This is a genomic window from Flavobacterium sp. PS2, assembly GCF_046250155.1.
Lineage (GTDB): Bacteria > Bacteroidota > Bacteroidia > Flavobacteriales > Flavobacteriaceae > Flavobacterium.
Window position 1 is genome coordinate 4,191,062 of record NZ_CP176426.1, and the last position, 20,427, is coordinate 4,211,488.

Annotated in this window: 13 protein-coding genes; 1 reads left to right on the forward strand and 12 read right to left on the reverse strand. The window is 34.3% G+C overall.

Going from position 1 to position 20,427, the window contains the following annotated elements; translation table 11 throughout:
- Nucleotides 1–4: 4 nt before the first annotated feature.
- The 5 genes from ACJ6WR_RS18525 to ACJ6WR_RS18545 form a co-directional block, all read right to left on the reverse strand.
- Nucleotides 5–1,021 carry a M28 family metallopeptidase gene (locus tag ACJ6WR_RS18525; RefSeq protein ID WP_039112862.1) on the reverse strand — a complete coding sequence of 339 codons (1,017 nt, stop codon included), beginning with the start codon at nt 1,019–1,021 and terminating at the stop codon, nt 5–7.
- Nucleotides 1,022–1,028: 7 nt separating this feature from the next.
- The gene (locus ACJ6WR_RS18530) at nt 1,029–2,093 is read right to left on the reverse strand and encodes a DUF3667 domain-containing protein (protein WP_039112861.1); all 1,065 of its coding nucleotides are present in this window, start codon (nt 2,091–2,093) and stop codon (nt 1,029–1,031) included.
- A gap of 42 nt (nt 2,094–2,135) precedes the next feature.
- Entirely contained in the window at nt 2,136–2,909 is a 774-nt protein-coding gene (locus tag ACJ6WR_RS18535; RefSeq protein ID WP_039112860.1) for a dienelactone hydrolase family protein, read from the reverse strand.
- 102 nt (nt 2,910–3,011) lie between these two features.
- Entirely contained in the window at nt 3,012–5,213 is a 2,202-nt protein-coding gene (locus ACJ6WR_RS18540) for a penicillin acylase family protein (protein WP_409416092.1), read from the reverse strand.
- 43 nt (nt 5,214–5,256) lie between these two features.
- On the reverse strand, nt 5,257–5,709 hold the full coding sequence (locus ACJ6WR_RS18545; protein WP_039112858.1) for an Lrp/AsnC family transcriptional regulator: 453 nt from the start codon (nt 5,707–5,709) through the stop codon (nt 5,257–5,259).
- A gap of 147 nt (nt 5,710–5,856) precedes the next feature.
- Here ACJ6WR_RS18545 and rocD point away from each other — a divergent pair, with 147 nt between their 5' ends.
- Complete coding sequence (gene rocD, locus ACJ6WR_RS18550) at nt 5,857–7,110, forward strand: ornithine--oxo-acid transaminase (RefSeq protein ID WP_039118170.1); 1,254 nt, start codon at nt 5,857–5,859, stop codon at nt 7,108–7,110.
- A gap of 312 nt (nt 7,111–7,422) precedes the next feature.
- Here the strand turns inward: rocD and ACJ6WR_RS18555 are convergent, their stop codons facing one another.
- The 7 genes from ACJ6WR_RS18555 to ACJ6WR_RS18585 all read right to left on the reverse strand — a co-directional run bounded on the left by ACJ6WR_RS18555 (nt 7,423) and on the right by ACJ6WR_RS18585 (nt 19,493).
- Nucleotides 7,423–9,066 carry an arylsulfatase gene (locus ACJ6WR_RS18555; RefSeq protein ID WP_409416093.1) on the reverse strand — a complete coding sequence of 548 codons (1,644 nt, stop codon included), beginning with the start codon at nt 9,064–9,066 and terminating at the stop codon, nt 7,423–7,425.
- A 40-nt stretch (nt 9,067–9,106) separates the two neighbouring features.
- Complete coding sequence (locus tag ACJ6WR_RS18560; protein ID WP_409416094.1) at nt 9,107–10,369, reverse strand: YeiH family protein; 1,263 nt, start codon at nt 10,367–10,369, stop codon at nt 9,107–9,109.
- Between the two features lie 375 nt (nt 10,370–10,744).
- Complete coding sequence (locus ACJ6WR_RS18565; RefSeq protein WP_409416095.1) at nt 10,745–11,470, reverse strand: thioredoxin domain-containing protein; 726 nt, start codon at nt 11,468–11,470, stop codon at nt 10,745–10,747.
- Nucleotides 11,471–11,474: 4 nt separating this feature from the next.
- Nucleotides 11,475–12,554, reverse strand: coding sequence for a sterol desaturase family protein (locus ACJ6WR_RS18570; RefSeq protein WP_409416096.1), 1,080 nt, complete (start codon nt 12,552–12,554; stop codon nt 11,475–11,477).
- 370 nt (nt 12,555–12,924) lie between these two features.
- The gene (locus ACJ6WR_RS18575; protein WP_409416097.1) at nt 12,925–14,856 is read right to left on the reverse strand and encodes an arylsulfatase; all 1,932 of its coding nucleotides are present in this window, start codon (nt 14,854–14,856) and stop codon (nt 12,925–12,927) included.
- A gap of 29 nt (nt 14,857–14,885) precedes the next feature.
- Entirely contained in the window at nt 14,886–16,355 is a 1,470-nt protein-coding gene (locus tag ACJ6WR_RS18580) for a RagB/SusD family nutrient uptake outer membrane protein (protein WP_409416098.1), read from the reverse strand.
- Between the two features lie 15 nt (nt 16,356–16,370).
- A complete protein-coding gene (locus ACJ6WR_RS18585) occupies nt 16,371–19,493 on the reverse strand; it encodes a SusC/RagA family TonB-linked outer membrane protein (RefSeq protein ID WP_409416099.1) in 3,123 nt (1,040 codons plus the stop codon).
- Between the last annotated feature and the right edge of the window lie 934 nt (nt 19,494–20,427).

A 20,427-nucleotide genomic window follows, 5' to 3' on the forward strand; every position in this document is an offset into this window, starting at 1 on the left:
TTTTTTACTTTTTATCAACTACTGGTCTGTTTTCTCTGTTTGCTAAATCCCAGGCAATTACAAAAGCAAGCTGCGTTCTTTTTGTTAAAGCATCGTATTCGATTTTTTCTGGCTCATCGCCTTTTTGGTGGTAATCTTCGTGAACTCCATTAAAGAAAAATACAGATGGAATACCATGTTTAGCAAAATTATAATGATCAGAACGCTCATAAAAGTGATTTGGATCTTTTGGATCATTGAATTTGAAGTCCAAATCGAGTTTAGCGTACTTTTCGTTTTGGGCTACTACAATATTATGTAAATCGCTAGATAATCTGTCGGCACCAATTACATATACATAATTGTTTGATTTTGCATGTTCTACATCGCGACGTCCAATCATGTCAATATTAATATCAGCGATTGTATTTGCAAGCGGAAACAATGGGTTTTCTGAGTAAAAACGTGAACCGTGTAAACCATGTTCTTCTCCAGTTACATGTAAGAAAAGTATAGAACGTTTAGGTCCATGTCCTTCTTTTTTTGCTTTTGCAAAAGCTTGTGCCATTTCTAGTAAAGCAACTGTTCCTGAGCCATCATCATCGGCACCATTATATACTTCGCCATCTTTTACTCCTACGTGGTCATAATGTGCAGAAATAACTAAGACTTCATCTGGCTTTTCTGAACCCTCGATATACGCCCAAATATTTTCTGAATCGGGTAAGTTTTGATTTCTTTTGGCATTAAGGTAAGAAGCCGGAACGGGTTGGTAGTAATCGGCTGCCCCTTTAGGAAAAGAAACTTTGTCTTTTTTGTACTGATTAATTAAATAAACTCCTGCTTTTTTTTGTCCTTCTGATCCTGTTTCTCTTCCTTCCATTTCATCAGAAGCTACTATGTAAAGATGCTTTTTTAAATCTTTGGCAGTAATAGTGTTCATGTATTTGGTTGGATCCGAATTATCCTTTGCAACAACACCTTGGGTGTTTTTACATGAAAATGCCGAAGCAATTACGAATAGAATTAATAATTTTTTCATTGTTTATTTAATGTAAATTGATAAATGTGTAAAAAGCGAATGCAACTAGTAAAAATAGTATAAAAATTGAATTTATGAAAAATAATACCATACTTTTAATAAATGATACAATTCTTGACTCTCCGTAAAATCTATGGTGAGCAGGGAAAAAATAATAAAACATCCACAGTACTCCGGCAGCCGTGAACCAATTAATTATAGTAGAAAGAAATGGATAGTTTATTGCATCTCCTATTTTTCCTATTGTAAATAGAATTAAGAATATTAGCAATAAGAATGAAAAATAATGTAGGGTAAATATCCCGTGGTCAAAATAATACCAACGCTTTTTATTATGAAAAATCCATAAAAAGAAAGCGAAAAATGGCATGATGATAAATAAAACTTTAGGTAAATTGTGTATAAATGACTCTACGAATTTATCGAGTACTTCTCGGCCATTATTTTTATCTTTTATAAGTTGGACTTTTCTGTTCAGCCAATAACTAAAGTCGGAAAGTTTTTTAGATTCTGGACCATATTTTTGAATGGAGTCTAGTTGATTAACAGATGTATATCCAAATTGAATTAGGCTTTCTTTGCTTGCTTTGGGATTACTTAAAACTTCTTCAATCGCTTTTTTATCTTCTTTCGATATTGATTCAGAGTTTAGTAGTGCTTTTACATCTTTATTTTCTTTTAATGACTTGGTAATGGTTGTAGTTTGCTTTTGAACGTTTTCTGGATTAATAGCTTCGCTTGTGTCGTCATTTACATGAAGAGGAAACATGGCGATTAAAAGAAAAGTTACAAAACTGATAAAAATATAAAGACGAACTGGTGCCAAATAAGATAATCGTTTTCCAGAAAGATACTCTTTAGTTAAAGCTGATGGTTTAAATAAAAGGTTTTTAATCGTACGCCAAAAAGCATTTTCATAATGCGTTAAATCTTCAAAAAAGTGAATGAATAAATGATGAAATGTTTTTCTGGTATCAGTGTTTTCTTGTCCACAATTTGGACAGTAATGTTGTTCGACAACGTGTCTGCAATTTAAGCAGGTTTTGTCTTTTCTTAATGGACTTTTTGACATAAATTATTTGGTTTGGTATTTTTTGGTTTGAGATTATTGTATTTATTTTTTTAACACTTCGTTTAAGAAAAGTTTTAAGTGTTCAAATGAACGTTTGGCAGCTTTTTCATTGTATGCAGCTCCTTTAGAATTATCGTTTCCTGCTTCGGGATTGGTGAATGAGTGTACCGCGTTGGCATAATAAATCATTTGCCAATCGGCTTTGGTGTCACGCATTTCTTGTTGAAAAGCGGTAATTTCTTCTGCAGATTCATATGGATCATCTGCACCATGGCAAACTAAAACTTTGGTTGTAATAGCTTCGTTGGTTCTGGCTGCATCTCTGGCTAAACTTCCGTGAAATGAAACAACACCTTTTAAATTAAGATGCCCTCTTGCAGCTTCCAGAACGCCTGTTCCTCCAAAACAATATCCTATTGCAACGATATTGTCGGCATTAGCTCCAGATTTTACCAATTGTTGCAAGGCAAGATTAATTCTTTTCTGGAATTCGGTATAGTTGGTTTTGTAATGGGTAGCAATTTTGTTAGCCTCAGTAGTATTTTTTGGGTAATTACCTTCTCCATATATATCGGCAATAAAGACATGATAACCCAGTTTAGCCAAATCTTCGGCAATTGCTTTTGAAGCATTATCGATTCCTAGCCAAGCAGGAATCATTAGTATACCTGGTTTATTATTGCTTTTTGTAGTTGGCTGAATGGCTAAGCCGTTAAGAGTCTGACTGCCATCGGTATATTTTATGGGCTTTAATTGTGCAAACATAATTGTGGTATTTAGTGAAATTCCTAAAATAAATAGATATATGGTTTTCATAATAATATGTTTTTAAGACAAATATCAGAAATATAATAATAGAAAAAAACCTCAAAAGATTTTTCTTCTGAGGTTTATATTGATTGTCGTAGATTCTGTAAATTATTGACCTGGATGATAGGTACGTTCGGCATTTTTTTCGACATCTTCTTTATAAAACAAAACATCTTTAAATTGCCCTTTTTGGTATATTTCGGCTTGATCGTAAAAATGTTTTGATTTAACATCTCCGCTGTTTCCGCCTGCAAGTAAAGATTTTGCTTTTACTTTAGTACCAAATTCTACGGCACAAACAAAACTATTGCCATTATATCCGTAACGCTTTTTAGTATTTTTCTGGAAACTACTTTTAAATGAGGGTAAGCTGCCCCAGGATCCTGGGCCATATCCTATAGGTAAACTTGCCTGTGAATCATTATAAGTTAGATTTAGATCTCCTGATAATCTCTGAAAACGGTTTATATCTCCCCAAGGAACCTGCCATGTTCCCCATTTATCTTTTAATTCTTTTATTGTAGCTTGTAGTTGTGGAATTAATTGACTGTCGGTTGCATTTTTTGCAAAGTTTTTAGTGTTTTCTACCTGATCGGCTTCTCCTTCATTAATGTATGCTTTTTGTATAATTGGGTCTAATTTGTATGCCCATTCGACTGCTAGTGTAGTTGCAACAGAATTTTCTCGGGCATAATAATCCCAGTTTTTTAAAACAGCAATAGGTTCGGATAAATCACTAAATTCTAAATCAGTTAGGCTTATGTCTTTTTCAAAAGTAGTAAGTAAGGCAGGAATTAATATTTCGAAAATGGAGAGTTTACTATCATAGCCATCGGCGATTACTTTGTCCAGTGTATATTTTTCGCCTTTACTAAAAATGCGAACGGCATTTATACCTCTAAAATTTTCTCCGTCGGGTGCCATATATGCAGGATAGTTTTCTCTTTTAGGGCTATTATCTCCAGCTACAGTGTAAGGTGTAGAATTACAATTTTGTAACCATCCATTTGCGGGATTATATAAATGAACTGTTTCGGATACGTCGTGTAATCCTTTCCATTGTGTGGCCGATGTTGTGCCGTCTATAACTTTTGACCAATTTAGTTTTTTATCTCTAATAGGTATAAAGTTCCCATGCCAGTACCCAATGTTTCCTTTGTTATCGGCATATACGGTATTGTTGGATGTATTTGCTTTTAAATCCATGGCCTTTTTATAATCTTCAAATCCTTTTGATTTTGTTCTAATCCAGCTTTGAACCAAACTATTCATGGAGCGATTGTTAGATTTAAGGCTAATCCATTTCCCATCTCGTTTAGCCATTATGGGACCATTGTTTGTAAAATAGGTTTTGAATTTTTTTGGAATTAATTTTCCGTTTTCCAAATAGCTAATTGTGATTTTCTTCTCAATTACAGGAATCAATTCTTGGTCATATTCATAAAATAGGTTTCCGTTTTTTTCGACTATTTTTTCGGCATACATATCGGCAACATCTACATTTGAAGAAGTATGCATCCAACCACAATTTTCATTAAATCCCTGATAAACGAAAAATTGCCCCCAAGTTACTGCGCCATAAACATTAAGTCCTTCTTCGCTTGTAACTTGTACTTCGGGTCTGAAATAAAAAGTAGTATGTGGATTTATATAAAGAATTGAATTTCCAGATGCAGTTTTAGAAGGTGAAAAAGCAAAACCGTTTGAGCCAGTTTGCACATTTTTCTCTCGTTCTACATACGCTACTTTGTCATTGTTTCCAGAGTAAAATGCTTTTAATTCTCCTGTAGAAAGATCGGCTGTGCTTATGGCACCAATACTTCCATCAGTCCAAAGCAAAGGAAACCAAGGTTCAAAATGGGTTAATAAAAGAGGTTTTACTTCGGGATGTTTGTATAGATAGTAGTTAATTCCGTCAGCATAACTATTCAATAATTTTTTTAACCATGGAGCCGCTTTTTTATAATCGGCTTTGGCCTCATTAGCATCTATTAAAAGTTTAATTTCTAAATCATTATATAAAACTGATTCTCCTTTTATTTCTGAAAGGCGTCCTAGTTTTTCTATGTAATTCATTTCAATACGTTTAAAATCGTCTTCGCATTGGGCATACATTAAGCCAAAAACAGCATCGGCATCTGTTTTTCCATAAATGTGAGGGATACCCCAATTGTCACGTATGATGGTTACTTTTTGTGCTTTTTCCTGAAGTTTTTTAACCTCTCTTTTCCTTGTTTTTTGCGAAAAAAGGGTTAAGCTAAAAAGGAAAAAAAAGAATATAAATAGTATGTTTTTTTTAGAATAAACCATATGATTTAGCCAGTTTAAGTTTCTTTCGAAATTAGTCTATTTTTTATAGACTTGCATTTCTTTTAAAAGCGCATCCTAATTCTATAATAGAATCTGTTTTGGCGATTCCTGGAATGCTATCGATTTTTTCGTAGAGTATTTTTCTCATGTGTTCGTGATTCTTGGCTATAATTTTTATGTAAAGGGTAAAGGATCCTGTAACATAATAACATTCGGTGATTTCGGGAATTTTTTTTAATGCCTCGATTATCCTGTCGGAATCTGAATCTTTATTAAGAGTTATTCCTGTAAATGATGCCCAATCGTACCCAATTTTCTTTTCGTTAACAACTGGTTTTATCCCAGATAATACACCTTGTTCTATTAAACGATTAATGCGCTGATGCACCATTGTATTAGAAATTTTTAAGTTGGTTGCAATAGCAGAATATGCCATTCGACCGTCTTTTTCTAATTGTTTGATGATGTTGATGTCAAATTCGTCTAATGAATCCATGAAATTTGTTTTAAATTAAATTGACTTTATTTTTAATTAAATAAATATAAATTGACTTTTTATACCCTTAATCAAGTCAAAAGTATTAAAAATTATTGTAAAATTAAAAAATAGTCTTATTTTTGTAAAAAGTTAAAAATAAAGATCATGGAACAGGTTCAACAAATTCTTTCGTCAAAATCTAATGTATTAATTGAGAAAGAAAATAAATACGGTGCTCATAATTATCATCCATTACCAGTTGTTTTAGAAAGAGGTGAGGGGGTTTATGTTTGGGATGTTGACGGAAAGAAATATTTTGATTTTTTATCGGCATATTCTGCGGTAAATCAAGGGCATTGTCATCCTAAAATTGTGAAAGCAATGGTGGATCAGGCTCAAACATTAACATTGACTTCGAGAGCTTTTTACAATGATAAACTAGGAAACTATGAAGAATTTGTAACTAAGTTTTTTGGTTTTGATAAGGTTTTACCAATGAATACTGGTGCTGAAGCTGTAGAAACGGCTATTAAATTATGTCGTAAATGGGCGTATGAAGTAAAAGGTGTTGCTGAGCATGAAGCACAAATTATTGTTTGTGAGAATAACTTTCATGGTAGAACGACTACTATTATTTCGTTTTCTAATGATGAGAGTGCACGTAAGAACTTTGGTCCTTATACTGCTGGTTTTATAAAAATAGAATATGATAATCTTGATGCTTTGGAAAAAGTGTTGGAATCGTCTAAAAATATCGCTGGTTTCCTTGTAGAACCTATTCAGGGTGAAGCTGGGGTTTATGTTCCTTCTGAAGGTTATTTGGCTAAAGCCAAAGCACTTTGCGAAAAACATAATGTTTTGTTTATTGCTGATGAAGTTCAGACGGGAATTGCTCGTACAGGAAAATTATTGGCTGTACACCATGAAAATGTTCAACCTGATATTTTAATTTTAGGTAAAGCAATTTCTGGTGGTGTATATCCTGTTTCGGCTGTATTGTGTAATGATGTTATCATGAACGTTATTAAACCAGGTCAACACGGGTCAACTTTTGGAGGAAATCCTGTTGCAGCTGCTGTTGCAATTGCAGCTCTTGAGGTTGTAAGAGATGAGAATTTATCTGAAAATGCAGAGCGTTTAGGGATTATATTACGTAATGGTTTAAATGATATTGCTAAGCGAAATGACCTTATTACTTTGGTTCGTGGTAAAGGTTTACTAAACGCAATTGTAATTAACTGCGATGAAGAATCTGATCTTGCTTGGGAAATTTGTTTGAGATTTAGAGATTACGGTTTATTAGCTAAACCTACTCATGGAAACAAAATTCGTTTGGCTCCACCTTTGGTTATTACCGAAGATCAAATTAAGGAATGTCTTGCTATTATAGAAAAAGCACTTAATGATTTTAAAAAATAAGTAGCAATTTATAGCCTAGTTTTGATATAAAAATAAACACGAATTTCACGAATTGACACTAATTAGTTTGTGAAATTAATTTCACAAACTAATTTGATCTTTAAAATTTGTGCAAATTAGTGTAATTCGTGTTTAAAATTTATTTACAATATTCATAGCCTAGCCCTGATGGGAACGGCATCCTTTTTCTGGCTTTTTTAGACAGAAAAAGATATAGTGTACAGCAGGATTTAGCTCCTGAAAATTAAAAAAGCGATAGTTTGAGGACTATCGCTTTTCGTTTATAATTGCTTAAAATATCAAAAAAAGCAACTATTTCTTTAATGGGGATCCACCGGGTATTACTTCGGTTTTTAGTTTGAATTTGCTGTATTCGACTACTCCGGTTTTATCTGCCCAATCAAAATATTTTGCCGATAACTGATTTACGATTCCAGGATTTTTCTGGGCTACATTGGTAGTTTCGCCTCTATCGGTATCGATGTTATAAAGTTCCCACTCGTAGGATGGATATATGGAAACTAATTTCCACTTGCCATCTCTCACGGCTCGGTTTCCTGCTCTTTCCCAAAATAATGGTGTGCCTCGATCTACCTGCGAAACATTATTAAATAAAACAGGTATCAAACTACTTCCAACCAAAGGATTTGTCGTCACACCATTATATTCTTTGGGATATTGTATTCCTGCCAATTCGTAAAAAGTAGGGGCAAGGTCGATGATGTGTCCTATTCCTTTATCGATTCGTCCAGCTTTTATTTGTGATGGATACCATGCGATAAATGGGGAGCTAAAACCGCCTTCGTGCATATTGTTTTTATATTGTTGCAATGGGGTATTGGATAAATACGCCCAGTTTTGTTCCTGATAATCAAATGAACCTGATGTTCCTACTGGTCCTGTATTTCGTACAAGTCCTCTGTTTAACGGATTGTAACTATTGAATCCGCCTTGTGCACCATTGTCTGAAATGAAAATTATTAGGGTGTTTTTATCTTTTTTTAATGCTTTTAATTCGTCTAAAACTTTTCCAACATTCTGATCCATATTATCGACCATTGCGGCATAAACTTCCATTTTGGCTTTCCAGAATTGTTTCTCGTCGTAGGTTAATTTATTCCATTCTGGTACTTCGGTATCTCTTGGTCCAATGGTTTGATCTGCCTGAAGGATTCCGTTTTCTTTTAGTTTTTGGATTCTTTTTTCTCTCAATACATCCCAACCTTCATCAAATTTACCTCTGTATTTGGCTATATCTACAGGTTTTGCCTGCAATGGCCAGTGTGGCGCTGTAAAGGCTAAATACAAAAAGAATGGTTTGTTTTCTTTATTTTGTTCTTCTAGAAATGTTACGGCATTATTCCCGATTTCATCTGTAAAATAATACGAATCGTCTTTTGGGTGTAATTCGACATTGTTTTTTATCAGTTTTACTGGATAAGGTGTTTTTCCGAATGGTAATGGTTTGGTATCAAAATAGTTTGATGCTCCTTTTAGGATTCCGTAAAATTTATCAAATCCTCTTTGGTTGGGCCATTGTGCCTGATCCTCTGATCCTACGTGCCATTTTCCAGACAATAAAGTACTGTAACCGCCTGAACGGAAAACTTCGCCTAGGGTTAATGATTCTTTATTTAAATAACCTTGATAAGCTGGTAAGCCAAGATTTACATCAAAAAAACCTACGCCTGCTTTATGCTGATATTGTCCTGTTAATAGGGATGCTCTGGTTGGAGCACAAATAGAGTTGTTGTAAAATTCTCGTAATCGTAATCCTTCTGTGGCTAGTTTATCTAGGTTTGGTGTTTTTATTTCGGAGCCATAATTTCCTAAATCCGAATAGCCCATATCATCAACCATGATTAGGATGATGTTAGGTTTTGAAGTGTTGTTTTGTGCCTGAACTAAACCAACTGTTGTCAGTAGAAGGTTTAGTGTGATAATTATTTTTTTCATTTTCATTTTAAATTTTGTGAGCTAATTCTAATCTGTAATTTTAGTTACTAAATAGTAAAAAGGCGATTATAAGGGTTATGATTACATTGAATAACTGCGCGATTAAAAAGGCATATAATGGTTTTTTGCTGTTGTTGTTAAACAAATCTTTAAAGTTGGTTTCCAGACCTATACTTGTAAATGCTAATGCAAACCAAATTCCTTGTAAATTCTTTAAACTATCCTTGACCTGATCTCTAACTTCGGGAGTAAGCAGGAACGAAAAGATCAATGAAGCAGCTATAAAACCGATAACAAATTTTGGGAAGCGTTCCCAAATAATTCCTAATGTAGGTTTGGATGCGACTGCTTCGGCTGATTTATTATGGGTATATGTCCAGTAAACAGATATGGCAAAAGCGGCTAATCCTAATAATACATTTTGAGAGAATTTTACAATTGTACTTATTTTTAAAGCTGTTTCTCCTACTAGCGAACCTGAAGCAACAACGGCTCCCGAGGTATCGATGCTCCCGCCTAACCAAGCTCCGGTTACTTCTTCGGGGAAGTTGAAATACTTGGCAATTATGGGCATAAATATCATCATGGGTATTGCCGTTACTAATACCATCGAAATGACATAGGATAGTTTCTTCGAATCTCCTTTGATAGCGCCTGATGTTGCAATAGCAGCAGAAACTCCACAAATGGAAACAGCACTAGAAATCATCATTGTTAACTCATCATCGACTTTTAGTTTTTTGCACAACCAAAAAGCAAAGTACCAAACAGATAATACGACTACCAAAGCTTGGGCTAATCCTAAAGTGCCTGCTTTAAGAATGTCGGAGAAGATTACGCTTGTGCCTAATAAAACCAATCCGATTTTTACAAATACCTCTGTAGCAAGTGCTGTACGAAACCATTCGGGTAGTTTGAAAAAATTCCCAATGACTAAACCTATCATCAAACTAAAAATTACTGCTTCGAGATTGAATCCTTTTATTGTTGCATTTCCTGCAATAATCAAGGCAATAACGGTTAGTATATAAACTATTGGGAAACCGAGTAAAAAGTTTTTTACTGATTTTCCGATTAGGAAAGCACCAATTGTACCTATAGTGATAAGGTATAAAAACTGCAATGCGATGATTTGTAAATTATCTGAAGCAAATACATCTTTTAATAAATCTGTTCCATTTGTCCATTTGAATACAGGAACTTCCGGAAGAAAAATAAATAGGGATATCCCAATTATTAAAAATCCTAGAATAACGACTGTCCAGTCTTCGTGAATGGTATATTGTTTTGTTTTAATTGACATTTAATTTTTATTAATTTATTTTCCTGCAAGGTCTTTTTTTGACCTTGTAGGTGTGGAAATGAAGGAGAGAATTACCCCAAACTTGTCTTTCTGAGGAACGAAGAATCACCACGAGTAGCTCGCCAATTTAAGAATACTTTATGTTAGTTTCTTGCGGAGGTTCTTCGTTCCTCAGAATGACAATATTGCGAGAATAATTTTCAACCCTAGTGTAGACGCACTGCGGTGCGTCTCTACAGGAAAACCTTTGCGGCTTAGAACCTCAGAATCTTAGTGTCTTAGTACCTTTTTTTAAACCTTTGAATGGTTAGACGCACTGCGGTGCGTCTCTACGGGAAAACCTTTGCACCTTTGCACCTCAGAACCTCAGAACCTTTAATTCAAAGCTAGATCAACATCTTTTTTCAAATCACCTAATCCTTCTTTTTTGAAAACAATTTTCCCTTTTTGATATAGAATCAAGGTTGGGAAAACTTTTATTGATTTTAAGTCGGCTATGACTTGTGGGTTTTCTTCTAAATCAATTTCTACGATTTTTAAGTTTTCTCCATATTGTGCTTTGATGGTTTCCAGAACAGGTTTTACTTTTTTGCAAGCGCCACAATATTTAGATCCAATATCTACTAATACAGAATTATTATCGGCAATGATTTTGTTGTATTCTGCTAGTGATAATTTGCTTTTATCCCGATAGCTATCGGGATTAGCATAAAATGGTTTTCCGCTTCCAATCCAATTGGCTATTCCTCCTTCTAGGCTGTAAGCTTCTTTAAAGCCATTTTTTAATAATTCTTTTTCTAAAGCTACACTTCGCCCAGCTCCGATGGAGTAAATAAATACAGGTTTTGATTTATCTAATGCAGCTACTGATTTAGCATAATTCTCAGATTGCAAATTAAAATTGACTGCACCATTTATGTGGTTCAATGCAAATTCTTCTGCGCCTCGGGCATCAATTATCTGCGGATTTTTTTGACTTTTTATTTTCGAATAAAAGACATCTAGCGATACGATATTTGAGCTTTTATCTTGAGCAAAGCTTACAATCGTAAATAGTAAGATCAATGCTGTGATGCTGTTTTTTATGTTTGAATTTCTCATGTTTTTAGGATTGAGTTTGTTGTTCAAAATAAACAGGACTTGGACTTTGAGTAGCTGTATTATTCGCTTTTTGTGTTAGCGGAACTGAAAAAACACCATCGGCGAGAGCACTTCCTTCTTTTTTAGATTTGAATATTGGCCAAAGAAATTGTGCATACCATTCTTCTTGTTTGTATGATTTGATTCCGTACGATTTTGGGAATTTTCGGGTAATTAAACCAGTCCCGAAGATTACGTCCCAAATGAAAAACATATTCCCAAAGTTGCCTTTAAAATGTCCGATTCCGTCGCCGCTAGTATCTGCATGATGCGCGTGGTGTGTGGCAGGAGTCGAAATTAATCGTTCTAAAACCCATGCAATAGGATGTAATACTTTGTATTTATAAAGAGGTTTGTCCCAAGCAATGCTAGAATGTGCTCCTAATGTGATGAAACTTTTTATAACCAAAACAAATAAAGCAGGCAATCCTAATCCTAAATAGGTTAATGTAGCTGTTAGGTATATTTGAGAGAAAAACACGGTATAAATGAAGTTTTGTCTAGAAAGCATCGCCATTCCCATATACGGGGCTGAGTGGTGTGTTCTATGAAAACGCCATAAAAAAGGTACTTGATGATGCAAACGGTGGTACCAATATTGGGTTAAATCATCGGCTACTGCAATTAAGAAAAAACCTCCCCAAAAAGGAACCCAAGAAAGCGCATTTTCAAGATTCGGAATTACAATTGGTAAAATCGTTAAGCTGAAAAAAGCAATAACAGGAGGTAAGATTAACTTAGGAGCTAAGAAGCTTATAATATCTATTTTGCGTTCTTCACCCGTCCATTGATCATCGTATAAACCAGCGGTGAATTCTATGATACCCAAAACGAGCATAAATACTGTTAATCCCCATGTTCTTATGTTTGAAAATACAGGTTTTGCAAATTCTAAAAACGATGGTAATGTTATATGCGATTCGGTTACGATGCCGTTACTTAATTTAAAGTAAAGGTAAATTGCCAATACTGGCAATGAGTATATAAAAAGACTAATCACTAAGTCTCTTCTTAAATTTTTATTTGAATTCTGTACTACTGCCATGATTTCTTATTTTAAAAGTTGATTTACTAAGGTTAAACCTCCTGCCAAAATGATTAGCGGAACTAAAAAGAGTATTGCACCAACAAGAATCTTTTTTCCTATAATTTCAAAGTCTACTCGTTTCATGATAATTTTATTTAAAGGATTCAGGTCTTTAATGTTCTTGTAAAAAACCTGAATCAAGATTTATAAATTCTTTGTGTATAATTATTTCTAACACATAGAGGCATAGTTTTCAAAGTCTTAAAAAGACGTTTCACTTAAAATAAACCGCATAGTGCTATGCGAAAAAATTATAATTTTCTAGAAACTCTTTAAAATTTATTTTTGAACTATGTTTCTATGTGTTAAATACATTTTACAGCTATTATTAATTTGTTGCTCCAGATTGTGTTGCTTTTTTAGCCAATTCCTGAAGTGTTTTTCCTTTATCGGCACCAAGATTATGTATTCTTCTATTAAATACATCTTGCCAGTCGATTAGCGGATAAACGTTGTTTTCTTTTGCTTGTTCATCAAACAATTTCTGAAGTTCTGCTAATTTTTCTGGGTACTTTTTAGCCAAGTTTACGCGCTCGTTAAAATCTTCGTTTAGGTTATATAATTCCCAAACATCAGTATCGAAATTGCTTGGCGCTGGGGCTTCATTTTTACCTAATGAATTTTTTATCGCAAATGAATCAGGAAGATGTGCTGCAGCAGCTTTCCATCCGTCTTTGTAAATGGCTCTGTTTCCAAAAATATAGTAGTATTGTATTTTGTGTAATGACTCTGCTTTGGCATTATTTAGCGAAGCATATAATGTAGAGCCTTGTATCGCATCTTGCTTAACTTCTCTAATATATTCCGGAGCTTTAATTCCTGCAATATCCAGGGTTGTAGGAAGTAAGTCGGTTACATGGCTGTATTGATTTCTGATTCCGCCCTTTTCTTTAATTTCTTTTGGATAATAAACAATCAACGGATTACGTGTTCCTCCTTCTGATTGTGCATCTTGTTTCCAATTTTTAAAAGGCGAATTTGTTGCTTGTGCCCATCCTAAAGGGAAATTTGTATTTAAACCTTTTGCAGTTCCAATTTCTCCGATATTATTTAAATTATTCTGAAGATTTTGTTCATCAGATACCGTTTTAGAAAATAGTGATTGGTTAATTGTACCTTGTAAAGTACCTTCTTTACTAGCTCCATTATCACCAATTGCAACGAAAATTAATGTGTTTTCTAGTTGATTGGTTTCTTTTAAATGATTTACGATTCTTCCAATCTCATGATCGGTATAAGTAAGATATCCAGCATATACTTCCATAAATCTGGCGTACACTTTCTTTTGATCGGCTGATAATTTTTTCCAATCGGTAATAAGAGGATTGCGTTCTGGTAATACGGCATTGGCAGGAATTACTCCTAATTTTTTCTGATTAGCCAATACTTTCTCACGATATACATCCCAACCTTCGTCAAATTTCCCTTTGTATTGATCGCTCCAAGATTCAGCTACCTGATGAGGTGCATGAACAGCTCCAGGTGCATAATACAAGAAGAATGGTTTATCGGGAGCAGCTTTATGTTGCTTGGTGATATAACTAATGGCTTTATCGGTAATCTGATCCGTTAAGTGTCTTCCATCTGGAGTAACATGGGCATTATCCTCGACTAAATCTGGTTTGTATTGATCTGTTTGTGATCCTAAGAAACCAAAAAAGTGTTCAAAACCTTTACCCGTTGGCCATCTGTCAAACGGTCCGGCATCGGTAGCTTCTTCATCAGGAGTCAATCCATATTTACCTACTGCAAAAGTATTGTATCCTTTATCTCTTAAAATCTCAGCGATTGTTCCTTTATCAGATGGAATTCTTCCGTCCCAACCAGGAAAACCTGCTGACATAACTGTATGCGAAAATCCGCTAACATGTACTTTACCCGAATTTCTTCCGGTTAATAGTGCGGCACGAGTTGGCGCACAAATAGCTGTTGTATGAAAGTTAGTATAGCGCAAACCATTATTTGCCAAATTATCAAATGTTGGTGTTTGTACCAATCCTCCAAAAGAACTTGATGCACCAAAGCCAACATCGTCTAGTAAAATCCAGATAATATTTGGTGCACCTTTTGGCGCTGTAACTGGTTCTGGCCAATATTCTTTTGACTCCGCCAAGGTTTTTCCTATTACACCTTTAAAGTTTGCATCTGGATTTGTTTGTGCAAATCCTTGCACTGCTCCTAATTGTGTAACTAGTAGAGCAGTAATCAAAAGCCCCTTTTTAGGACTTTTGATCTTACTGTTTGTATTGATTTTTTTCATTTTTTAATAGTTTTATTTATGGTTTGTAGTTAATATCCAGGGTTTTGTGGTAAACCAACTGGGTTAATATTTCTTTCGCTTTGTGGAATTGGGTATAGATTGTTTCTTTCTGAAACTGAGTTTTTTGCAGTTACTTTTTTTACTTCGGTAACCAATGTTCCCCAACGTACTAAATCATACCAGCGTTGTCCTTCTTGTACAAATTCTTTTTTGCGTTCTTCCTGAATCGCTGCTCTAAATGTTGCAGGGGTTAATCCTGATAAATCTATCGTAGGATCTGGCGTGTTAATTGGTTTTCCATAAGCTCTCCTTCTTACTTGGTTTAAAGCTTCATAGGCTTCGGTAGTAGGTCCGGATTGTTCATTTGTCGCTTCCGCTAAAGTCAATAAGATGTCGGCATAGCGAATAATCGGAAAATTAATAGCCACATTACCAGGTGTAGCCAGATTTGTAAGGTCTAAGTATTTTTTAAATATCGGTTTCGGAAAAGTATAAAGTGTTCCTGTAGCAGGATTCAATAATTGTTTTGCATAACTCACATCTCTTCTTGTATCTCCAGCGGTATAAGTATCATAAAATAAAGCTACATCCGAGATGATATCTGCTGGTTCTGTGGCGGTAAATCCTGTAAATGAGGTACCTTGAAAAGTGCTTCCGCTAGATCCATTTCCTGCTTGATTTGGCTCAAATTGCACCGAGAAAATATGTTCTTTTCCGTTCTTTTTTGTTTTATTAAACACATCAGCAAAATTTTCAAAAAGAGCATATCCATATCCGCCATTAATAACTTCGTTGGATTTAAGGATTGCGTTTGGCCAATCTTTTTTTGTCAAATATACTTTTGCCAAAATAGCTTTTGCAGCTCCGGATGTAGCACGTCCAGCATCATTTGCAGGGTAAGTAGTTGGTAAGCTTTCGGCATCCTTTAAGTCAGTAATAATTTGAGCATACACTTGATCTACTGTTGCTCTATTTGCTTTTAGATTCTCTAAATCAATAGATTTTGGTTCGTGTAAAACTATCGGAACTCCGCCCCAAAGACGAACTGCCTGAAAATACAATAGTGCTCTAATGAATTTAGCTTCATTTATCAATCTGGTTTTTACTACTTCTGAACCTGATACTCTGGGAACATTATCGATAGATACATTGGCTCTGTTTATCCCGGCATATATTTGGCGCCAAGCCACTTGTACACGATCAGAAGTTGCATCATGAGTTAAACTACTCAATGCTCTTACTTGAGGATTTGTTGCCGAAACTCCTGCTGCTGCATAATCAGTCGCCATATCGGTTAGGAAATAAAGATTTCTGCCAAATAAACTTTGTTCTCCCGGATCAAGACTCAAAGAGGCATATACTGCATTTACGCTTGCTACTGCATCATCTTGGGTTTTAAAGTAATTATCTTCGGTTACAAATGAGGTTGGTGTTACCTCAAGTTCGGTGCACGATATAAACAGACCGACACTTAATAGTAATGTTATTATTTTTTTCATCGTTTATTTTTTTACTTAGAAAGTTACGTTCAAGCCAGAAATGAATGTTTTAGAGTTTGGATAAGCTCCAAAATCAATTCCGGGATATAAATTATTTTGTTCATAAGAACTTACCTCTGGATCATAACCAGTGTATTTAGTCCATGTTATTAAGTTTTCGGCAGATACATAAAATTTAATGCTCTTTGTTCCTAGTTTAGATGAAAGGCTTTTAGGTAATGTGTATCCAAAAGTGATCAGTTTTAATCTCAGGAAAGAAGCATCTTCTACATAGCGTTCAGAAACTATACCTAGCGGTGAACTAGATGCTCTAGGGATTTCATTGCTTGGGTTTGTTGGTGTCCAGCGATCATTTAGAGTTGCTGCAGCATTAGTACCAAGAGTAGAAATTTCTAATTGTTGGTTAAGTGCATTAAAAATTTTACCTCCATAAGATCCTTGTAGTGAGAAATTCAAATCAAAATCGTGATAGGAGATTGTATTACTAAAACTTCCAACAAATTTTGGTTGAGAACTTCCAAGATCTCCTTTATCAGCAGCCGATATTACTCCATCTCCGTTAGTATCTGCATATTTTCTATCTCCAACTTTGGTATTGGCAAGACTGTTTATTTTAGGTTGGGTATTAATTTCTTCCTGAGTTTGGAAAATACCATTGGTTTTATATCCCCAAAAAGTTCCTAAAGGCGAACCTACTTTTACCGTTACAGGCTGTTGTTGCAACAAAGAACCATTTGGAACTACAGGAAAAAATTGGTCAACTCCATTTCCTATTGAAACTACTTTGTTTTTATTGGCAGAGAAAACAATGTTAGAATTCCATGAGAAGTTTTCTGTTCTTAAATTTTCTGTTGTTAGACCAATTTCGATCCCTTTATTTTCAACTCCACCAATGTTTTGTAGTACTGTTGCATATCCTGAGGTAAGCGGAATTGGCACATTTATAAGCAAATCGTTTGTTTTTTTATAATACACATCAAAAACAAAATTTACTCTTCTGTCTAATAATGATAAATCTAAACCTATATTATATTGATTGGTTTTTTCCCATTTTAAATCTGGATTTGCCAATCGGGTAGGAGCTAATCCAGTTTGTAAAGTTCCTCCAAAAGCATAATTAACAGAACCCATTGAAGCCAAAGAAAGATAATTTCCTATTTCCTGATTTCCTGTTGTTCCAGCACTTAATCTTAGTTTTGCTTCGGTTACACCTTTAATATTTTTAGCAAATTCTTCTTCGGTTATGTTCCATGAAAATCCTGCCGACGGAAAATAACCCCAAAGTGATTCCGAACCAAATCTCGAAGATCCATCCGCACGAGCAGATAATGTAAAATTATATTTGCCTTTATAAGAATAATTTATTCTGGTTAACCATGATTTCAACACACTCTCAAAAGCATCACTATATGGTTTTACGGGTACACCATCTTGTAAAGCATTGTAAGTATTTGCATCATTTACAAAAGTATTTGCACCAGCATTAACTATTTCTCCTTCGGTGTATTGAAGTGTATATCCTGCCAAAGCAGAGAATTTATGGTTTTCACCAAAAGTAGTATTGTAATTTAAGGTGTTTTCATTCAGTACAGAACTTACTAATCGGTCACCTACAGACGCTAATCCTTTAGTTCCTGCACCATTTGTAGTGTTTGATGGCGCATAATAATTTTGTTTAGTACTAATAACATCTCCACTAACAGCGACTTTGGCTACAAGCTTTTTAGTTATTTTATATTCCCCAAACAGGCTAGTCAATATTCTATTAATTTTAGTTTCGTTGGTTGTATTTTCCAAATCATTAATAGGGTTTGGTACGTAACCATTAACAGATGTAGCGTAAGGATTTTGAGTTACATTATAAGAACCATCAGAATTTCTGATAGGAACTACAGGAGCCATTAGCAAAGCAGCAACTAGCGGATTAGGTTGTCTGCTACTAGAGTTAGAACCTACGCCATTAGATATAGAGTTACTATAATTAGCATTTACACCAAACTTAAAAGCTTGAGAATAGTTTCTTTCATAATTAGCGCGAAGAGAAATTCGTTTAAAATCTGATCCGAGTAAAATTCCTTCTTGGTCAAAATATCCTGCAGAAACTGCATATCTGGAGCGATCATCTCCGCCAGAGAACGTTAACTGATGATTTTGAATAGGAGCAGCAGTTCTAAAAGCTGCCTTTTGCCAGTCATAATCTCCAGAAGTTTTTAAAGCTTCTATTTGAGCTGGCGAAAAAGAAGGTGCTTGTCCTATACTTGCCTGAACATCATTACGTAAACTTGCCCATTCGCTGGCATTCATCAAGTTTAATTTTTTTGAAACATTCTGAAATCCGAAATATCCTTGATACGAAATATTGTCTTGTCCTTTTATTCCCTTTTTGGTGGTAATAAGTACGACACCATTTGCACCACGAGATCCATAAATTGCAGTTGCCGATGCATCTTTTAGCACTTCAATAGATTCTATATCTCCGGGATTTATGGTTGATAGTACATTAACAGTTGCTCCCGAATACGATACGCCTGCAGTACTATTACTATTGTCATTATAAATTAATATTCCATCTACAACATAAAGCGGTTCGTTACCTGCAGTAATCGAGTTTCCTCCCCGAATACGTACACTCGAAGATGCTCCGGGCTGTCCTGAACTTTGGGTAACAACCACTCCGGGAATTGCGCCTCGTAGTAAGTTATCTGCCGATGAGGTAACTTGTGCCAGATTTGCTTTTGGAACAGAAGCTATAGAACCTGTAATGTCTTTTCTTTTTTGAGCTCCATATCCCACAACTACTAACTCGTCTAGTTCCTGGCGTTCTTCTTTTAAACTGATGGTAATAGGATTTTTTTCAACTATTACCTCGGCTTTCTTATATCCTATATAACTTACTATTAATGTGTATGGAAATTTTTGACCTGTCTGAAAATAAAATTTTCCTTCGGCATCTGTTACTACTCCGTGCGTAGTACCTTTAATATTTACAGAAGCTCCAATAATGGGCTGATTTGTAATGTCATCGACTATGGTTCCGTCGAGTTTAGATTGTATAAGAGGTGTTGTATCTTGTGCATTAATTCCGGCAGATACAAGCAGAAGTAATAGCAATGAGTATATGTTTAATTTTTTTTTCATTTCTTTGTGTTGGTTTAAATAGTAAAGGCATAGCGAAAGCTGAGAAATCAACAATCGTTTCCTTTATAAAGAGATTCACATTTTTTTTTAAGCCTGCCATTTCTGTTGCCGCAGAAATGGCTTTTTTTATTTACAGCAACTTCTATACATTGTTTTCATTTTCCTTTTTTTAGTTAATTATTTATTTTAGTTTTTTACATGTTTTTCCACCAACTTGTTCCTTACGCATGTGGTAAAGAATAGTTTTTGTCTTTTCAGTAAGATAATTGTGGAGGGTGTTTAATAAAATTCGTTTAAGTAAAACTATAATGAGTTTATAGTTTTATGATAGGTAAACGAAAATATTACGATGAGAATTAGCAACAGATACACATATAACAGAAGGTGTTATAAGTGTATACTTTAGGAAGACTGTAGTTAGATATTCTCTCGATTGTTTTCAAAATATAGATTGTTTTTATTTAAACTCTACTAATTCTATAGACAAAGTTAAATTATATATAATAAAAACCAAAAATTTATATAATTATTTTTGAAAATAAATAGGGGAGATACAATTTATTATTCTTTTTTTGTGTTTTAATTTATTGATTACTAGGTGTTTGTTTTTGTTTGTTACTTCTTTTTTTATTTAAAAAAAGATATAGTAATTAATAAAAAATAGCTTTTTTAATACAATTTCAATATGGAATCTTAATTTATTGACTATCAAAATCTTCCTTTTTATTATTGTTTTGGTATGAAAGTGCTGTTTATCTCATTTGCAACTGAAATTTTAACAAAAGTGGAGCAGAAAAGGATTTTCGTTATTCTCTTATTAATAAACGATAATCAAAATTTTTTAGTTTATGGTATTGATATTAAGTTATTTATATTCTTTATTAATACGTGTTAATTCCTTTTTGTGTAAAATTTTTTGTTAATTTTATTCGGA